General features: G+C 65.8%; 3 protein-coding genes. All 3 read right to left on the bottom strand.

Annotation, left to right across the window (positions count from 1 at the left end):
- Nucleotides 1-255: 255 nt before the first annotated feature.
- Entirely contained in the window at nucleotides 256-621 is a 366-nt protein-coding gene (locus HP547_RS28510) for a DNA polymerase III subunit chi (RefSeq protein WP_172219228.1), read from the bottom strand.
- 5 nt (nucleotides 622-626) lie between these two features.
- Nucleotides 627-1,055 (bottom strand): DNA polymerase III subunit chi, encoded by a 429-nt coding sequence (locus HP547_RS28505; protein WP_172219230.1) that lies wholly within the window; start codon nucleotides 1,053-1,055, stop codon nucleotides 627-629.
- Between the two features lie 49 nt (nucleotides 1,056-1,104).
- The coding region (locus HP547_RS28500; RefSeq protein WP_172288839.1) for a leucyl aminopeptidase at nucleotides 1,105-2,076 on the bottom strand (972 nt) is incomplete at its 5' end.

The following is a 2,076-nucleotide window of genomic DNA, read 5'->3' as shown; positions in this document are numbered from 1 at the left end:
TGTACCAGGAAGTTTCGATGGCGTGCGGCTGGTAGGTCTTATCCATGCGCGGCGGGACCCTGTGCATTAATTCGGGAAAGCCGGGAAGTATAACCAAGCTGGGGGCCGCAGGCGACAAGCTGCTGCTATCTGGCAAGGCAGGCATGGCCTCTTCGCGGGTAAACCCGCTCCCACAGGTACAGCTCCGCCTTCAGGCCTGTGGTGATCCTGTGGGAGCGGGTTCACCCGCGAAGCAGGCGACACCGATGTCCTGTTTTACTCGGAACGCGTGATCAACCGCTCGATGCGCGCATCCAGCCGGCGCTTGATCTCGTTTTCGATATGCGGGGTGAAGTCGTTGATCACGTCCTGCATGATCATCTGCGCCGCCGCACGCAGCTCGCTTTCCAGGTGCAGCAGGGTGTCCTGGCGGCGGGTCTGCGAGTCTTCTGCAGGCACTGCGGCAACCGTTTCGGGCGGCGCTGGCACATTGCCGGCGGGCTCATTCAGCAGCAACGGGATCTGCTCGACCGTCTCGGTCAGCAGCGGCGGTTGCAGGTCGGCATCGCCAAGCAGCTGGCGGATCGACTCGAGGTCATCGAGCAGGTGGGCGGAGTCGGGCAGGGAGGAGGGCTTGTCCATCGTCGTCAAAGTCGCTGTAAGCGGTGGTCTTGCAGAGCATAGCCCTGTTCACGGTAGAAACGGAATCGCTCACGCGCCGATTGGCGAATGCCAGGCTCTTCGATCACGATCTCGGCTACCCGCTCGAACTGGCCGACGAACCCCGGCACGCTGGCGCCCAGGTTGATCAGCAGGTCGCGGTGCTCGCCCGCGCTGTCCGCCAGGCCCAGGGCCACGCCAGCATCGCCATGCACCTCGGCGAGGTCGTGGGGCACGAAGGCCTCGCCCCGGAAGCGCCAAAGGCGCTGGTCCAGTTCGTCGCGCTGTTCGGCATCCTGGCAGTGCAGATAGACCCGGTGGCCGAGGCGCCAGGCCTTGTCGCACAGCTTGCAGGCGAAATCGAGCCGCGCTGACAGCGAGTCGGTGGGCAGGATGTAGAAATCGACTTTGCTCATGGTGGTATCGCCAGCCGGTGGCGCGCAAGGCACCACCGGCTTCATGGCGTCATGCGCCAGCGCGGTCCAGCAGGTACTGGGTCAGCAGGGGCACCGGGCGGCCAGTGGCGCCCTTGTCCTTGCCACCGCTGACCCAGGCGGTACCGGCGATGTCCATGTGCGCCCAGTTGTAGGCCTTGGCGAAGCGCGACAGGAAGCAGCCGGCAGTGATGGTGCCGGCCTTGGGCCCGCCGATGTTGCCCATGTCGGCGAACGGGCTGTCCAGTTGCTCCTGGTACTCGTCGAACAGCGGCAGCTGCCAGGCACGGTCGTCGGCGCGCTTGCCGGCGTCGAGCAGTTGGCCGACCAGCTCGTCGTTGTTGCCCATCAGGCCGCTGGTGTGGCTGCCCAGGGCGACGATGCAGGCGCCGGTCAGGGTGGCGATGTCGATCACCGCCTGCGGCTTGAAGCGCTCGGCGTAGGTCAGGGTGTCGCACAGCACCAGGCGGCCTTCGGCGTCGGTGTTGAGGATTTCGACGGTTTGCCCGCTCATGGTGGTGACGATGTCGCCTGGGCGGGTGGCGCCGCCGCTTGGCATGTTTTCGGCGCATGCCAGCAGGCACACCAGGTTGATCGGCAGCTGCAGCTCGAGCACCGCGCGCAGGGTGCCGAACACACTGGCAGCGCCGCACATGTCGTACTTCATCTCGTCCATGCCGGCGCCTGGCTTGAGGCTGATGCCGCCGGTGTCGAAGGTGATGCCCTTGCCGACCAGCACGAACGGCTTGTCGGCCTTCTTGGCGCCCTGGTAATTGAGCACGATCAGGCGTGGCGGCTGGTCACTGCCCTGGCCGACGGCGTAGAACGCGCCCATGCCCAGGTCCTTGATCTTCTTCTCGTCCAGCACCTCGACCTTCAGGCCCTTGTGCGCCTTGCCCAGTTCCTTGGCCTGCTCGGCCAGGAAGCTTGGGTGGCACAGGTTGGGCGGCAGGTTGCCCAGGTCGCGGGTGAAGGCCATGCCGGTGGCAATCGCGCTGGCGTG

The organism is Pseudomonas sp. CM27 (genome assembly GCF_013179515.1).
In the GTDB taxonomy this organism is placed as follows: domain Bacteria; phylum Pseudomonadota; class Gammaproteobacteria; order Pseudomonadales; family Pseudomonadaceae; genus Aquipseudomonas.
This window is presented reverse-complemented; position numbering and strand designations above follow the sequence as displayed.

Excerpts from the sequence above, each read along its gene's own strand:
- HP547_RS28510 (WP_172219228.1), bottom strand. The coding sequence starts at position 621 with ATGGACAAGCCCTCCTCCCTGCCCGACTCCGCCCACCTGCTCGATGAC.
- HP547_RS28505 (WP_172219230.1), bottom strand. The coding sequence starts at position 1,055 with ATGAGCAAAGTCGATTTCTACATCCTGCCCACCGACTCGCTGTCAGCG.